Origin of the sequence: Streptomyces graminilatus (genome assembly GCF_001418565.1) — a bacterium.
GTDB lineage: Bacteria > Actinomycetota > Actinomycetes > Streptomycetales > Streptomycetaceae > Streptomyces > Streptomyces graminilatus.
This window is the reverse complement of the sequence record NZ_LIQQ01000296.1, coordinates 1-3942: the sequence shown is the minus strand read 5'-3', so window position 1 is coordinate 3942 and position 3942 is coordinate 1. Positions and strand designations below refer to the sequence as shown.

5 protein-coding genes are annotated in these 3942 nt (G+C 70.4%); 3 read left to right on the top strand and 2 right to left on the bottom strand.

Going from position 1 to position 3942, the window contains the following annotated elements; genetic code table 11:
• Both AOK08_RS24400 and AOK08_RS24395 read left to right on the top strand, forming a co-directional pair.
• Positions 1 to 753 (top strand): bestrophin-like domain, encoded by a 753-nt coding sequence (locus AOK08_RS24400; protein ID WP_422125769.1) that lies wholly within the window; start codon positions 1 to 3, stop codon positions 751 to 753.
• 324 nt (positions 754 to 1077) lie between these two features.
• Entirely contained in the window at positions 1078 to 1611 is a 534-nt protein-coding gene (locus tag AOK08_RS24395) for a hypothetical protein (protein WP_055529821.1), read from the top strand.
• A gap of 97 nt (positions 1612 to 1708) precedes the next feature.
• On the opposite strand, the gene AOK08_RS24390 is transcribed toward AOK08_RS24395, so the two are convergent.
• Positions 1709 to 2197 (bottom strand): hypothetical protein, encoded by a 489-nt coding sequence (locus AOK08_RS24390; RefSeq protein WP_055529819.1) that lies wholly within the window; start codon positions 2195 to 2197, stop codon positions 1709 to 1711.
• A gap of 331 nt (positions 2198 to 2528) precedes the next feature.
• Here AOK08_RS24390 and AOK08_RS24385 point away from each other — a divergent pair, with 331 nt between their 5' ends.
• Positions 2529 to 3197 (top strand): class F sortase, encoded by a 669-nt coding sequence (locus tag AOK08_RS24385; RefSeq protein ID WP_055529817.1) that lies wholly within the window; start codon positions 2529 to 2531, stop codon positions 3195 to 3197.
• Positions 3198 to 3252: 55 nt separating this feature from the next.
• Here AOK08_RS24385 and AOK08_RS24380 read toward each other — a convergent pair.
• On the bottom strand, positions 3253 to 3942 hold a 690-nt coding region (locus AOK08_RS24380; RefSeq protein ID WP_055529810.1), incomplete at its 5' end, for a polysaccharide deacetylase family protein.

Here is a 3942-nt window from a genome sequence, read left to right as displayed (position 1 = left end):
ATGATGACGACGACCACGATCGCCGCGGCGATCGTGGTCGTCGTCATCATCACCTTCGTCCGGGACCGCAGGGCCCCCGAGGACGAGGATCCGTCCGACACCCCGGACGTGATCGAGTACATGACGATGTGGATCGGCGTGGTCTACGCCATCGTGCTGGGTCTGGCCATCGCCGGTGTCTGGGAGGCACGCGGTACGGCCCAGGACTACGTCTCGACCGAGGCACACGCGCTGCACGAGATCTCGGAGCGGGTCCGGGTCTATCCGCCGGACGTCCGGGACAGGATCCGGGAGGACGTCAACGCGTATGTCGGACACGTCGTCAAAACCGAGTGGAAGGAGATGGCCGACAACGGCCAGGTCACCAAGCGCGGTGACGTGCTGCTCCAGCGGATCCGGGTCGACGTCACCGATTACGAGCCGACGACCGACTTCCAGGCGCAGGCCTATCAGCCGCTCCTGGACCAGGTCACCACGGCCGACCAGGCCCGTACGAACCGCGCCGACGCGACCGGGCCGACCATGCCCGGTGTCGTGTGGTTCGGCCTGATCGCGGGAGCCGTCATCACGGTCGGCATGATCTTCGCCCTCCAGATCCGCCGTACCACCCGCGAACTGGTCCTGGCCGGGCTCTTCTCGACCCTGATCGCCTTCCTGCTCTTCCTGATCTGGGACTTCGACGCGCCCTACAGCCGTGGCATCACGGCCACGGCGGAGCCGTTCCTGACGCTCTTTCCGGGCGTGGGCCACTGACGGCCCGCCGACCGCCCAGCCGACCGCCCCGCCGTCCGGCGGTGTCCGGCTGACGGTGCCTCACCGGCCGCGGCGCGTGAGTGGCCCGTGCCGCCGCCCCCGCCCCGTCCACGGGGGACACCCGCCACGCGCGCGTGTCCCCCGGCTCGCTCAACGGGATCCCCTGAGCGGCCCACATCCGTGCCCCATTCGCACGACACCGATCGCGCGGACGCGGACGCGTTCCTAGCGTTTCGGTCATCGAGGTGCATTTCCTGGCGCGACGGGTACGGCGCGAGCGGAAAAGGTCCGCAGTTGCTCCTCGGGGACCCGGAGGACTCATCTATGCGCGGGATACGCGTCGCCTCGGCCGCACTGCTCGGTGTCGCCTCACTCGCCCTCACCGGCTTCACCGCACCCGCCGCCCAGGCGGCCGTCGCGAGCGGCGGCGGCACGTCGTTCGGTTTCGGCGTGGAGCCCTCGACCGTCGCGGCGGGCGGGCAGGTCACCCTCCGTGTGGAGAACTGCGACCACCACGCCCGGGTGTCCTCCGGTGTGTTCGATCCGGTCACCATCCCCAAGGGGCACTCGTCGGCGACGGCGGAGGTCGACTGGGACGCCAGGCCCGGGGCCTCGTACCGGGTGACGTTCACCTGCGGCGACGAGAGCGGCCATACCGAGCTCACCATCGCCGGCGGGCACTCGGGCGACCAGACGCACCACCCCGCGCCCGTCCCGCAGGGTGTGCAGGCGGGCGAGGGCGGCAGTGTCGCCGGCTTCGACCTCAAGGAGATCGGCCTCGGAGCCGCGCTCATCACGGGGTCACTGGCGGTGGCGTACCGCTTCTCCCGTCGTCGGCCGGGCGACGACAGCGCCTGAGACGGCGGCAGCGGAACAGCCCTTCGCCCCGGACCCTGACGGGTTCCGGGGCGAAGGGCTGTCCGGAATACGGTCCCCGCTCCGCCGCGGGTGCGTATCAGATCCGGTTCTCGGACCGGCGGCGCATCCAGAACACGCCACCGCCGACGAGCGCCGCACTCACCAGACCGCCGCCGATCGCCATGTCCGCCGGGGTGGCCCCGATGGAGCTGCTGCCGCCGAGACCGCCCCGGACACCGCCGATGACCGTGAACACGCCCGCGAAGGTCCTGTTCTGGTCCTCGCAGCGGGTGGTGACGCTGTACGAACCCGGGGTGGCGTTCGTGTTGACCGTCACCGTCGCCGTCGCCGAGTTGGTGCCCATCGGCTTGAGCGTGGCGCCCGGGAAGGCGTTCGAACTGATGGTGCTGTTGGGGCGGGTGCACGCCGAACCATTGACCGTGAGCACCAACTGGCCGCCCGCAGCGATGACGCTCGGTGCGGCCGTGACACTGGACGGCTGGTCCCAGGCCGAGGCCGCCGGGGCGGCGAGCCCCACCGCGGCAGCCGTGGCGGCAGCCACCACCAGGGCACGAGAAGTACGCATGTGAACCTCCGCGGAAGGCGCCCCGGGACCCGTCCCCGGTCGATCGGCGAGTAAACGCCTCCCAGACGAACCCTCAGATGCCGTGCGCGCGCCCGCATTTCGGGAATGGTCCGTCCTGGTGAGCGGACACGCCGGGAGAGGACCGCGCAATCAGATATTGCCGCAGGTCACGGACCGTCAGAAAAATACTTTCCGGCGCCGCCCCGGATGGCTCACGGACAGTGCTCCGCCACCCGTTCGCTGCTGCCCCGTCGCCGGTTTCCCGCCGGGCACTTAGCGTTCTCGTATGCGCGATTGATCCGGCGACGGCCGGGTCGAGAGGGGATGGCGAATGTACGGGTCCGAGCTGGCGGAAGAAGAGGAGCGGCGGAGGAAGCGCGCTCCGTGGGGCGTGATAGCGCTTGTTCTGCTGACCGGCCTCGCTCTCATCCGAAACGGTTCCGGAGAATTCGACACCGGCCCGCCGCAGCCCGCTTCGGCGGCAGCGGCTGCGGTCGACAGCCGTCTTCCGGGCGGCACCTTCTCCGGGATCCCGGCCGCGCTGCCGTTCTCCGTGGTCGACCGGGTGCGGATCCCGGCGATCTCGGTCGACGCGCCGGTGCTGCCGGTGGGTCTGGACGCGGCCGGGTGGGTGGACGCCCCGCCGCCGGAGGACCCGAACCTGGCCGGCTGGTTCACCGGCGCGGTGTCGCCCGGTGAGAAGGGCACCGCCGTGATCGTCGGCCATGTCGACAACAAACAGGGCCCCGCCGTGTTCTACGGACTCGGGGCCCTCAAGAAGGGACATCGCATCGAGGTCCAGCGCCAGGACGGAAAGGTCGTGGTGTTCGAGATCTACGGCATCGAGGTGTTCGAGAAGAGCAATTTCCCCGGCGACCGCGTCTACGGCAGCAGGAACGCCCCCGAATTGCGGGTCATCACCTGTGGGGGCGGATTCTCCAAGCAGAACGGCTACAACGGGAACGTGGTGGTGTTCGCCCGCCTGGTCGAGATTCGCTGAGCGTCTCCCCGACCGGGCGGGCGAATGCCCGTCCCGGCGATTCCCGGTAATCCGGTCACGTGTATTGCCGGGTCGGCACGGTGATGTGGTAGCCGGAATCCAGCAGCTTCGGGAGATAGTCGCGCAGCGCCCGGACGCTCTGCGAGCGGTTGCCGCCCGCGTCGTGGGAGAGGACCACGACACCCGGTGCGGCGCCGCGCTCGACCCGGTCGGCGATGGTGCGGGCGCCGGGGGTCATCCAGTCGAGGGTGTCGATGGTCCAGGCGAGCGGCTCCATGCCGAGTTCGGCGCCGAGCTGGAAGGCGGTCCGGTTCCAGGCGCCGTAGGGGGCGCGGAACCAGACGGGCGGCTCACCGCAGCCGTCCTCGATGACCTCGCTGGTGCGCTCCATCTGGGAGCGGATCTCGGCGCGGGTGAGCCGGGTGAGCAGCGGGTGGGACCAGGTGTGGTTGCCGACGACGTGCCCGTCCTCGGTCATCTCGGCGAGCAGGTCCTTGTTGCCGACCGCCATCTCCCCGCACACGAAGAACATCGCGCGGACGTCGTGCTCGCGCAGGGTGCTGAGGATGTCCGGGGTGTAGCGGGGGTCGGGCCCGTCGTCGAAGGTCAGCACCATGGTGCGGCCCCGGCCGGACACGCGCAGCAGCGGCTCGTGGCGGACCGGGGTGCTCCCGTGGGTGTCGGTGCGGGGCGGGCCGTAGCCGGTGAGGGGCTCAAGGCGGTACGCGGAGGGCTTGAGCCCCTC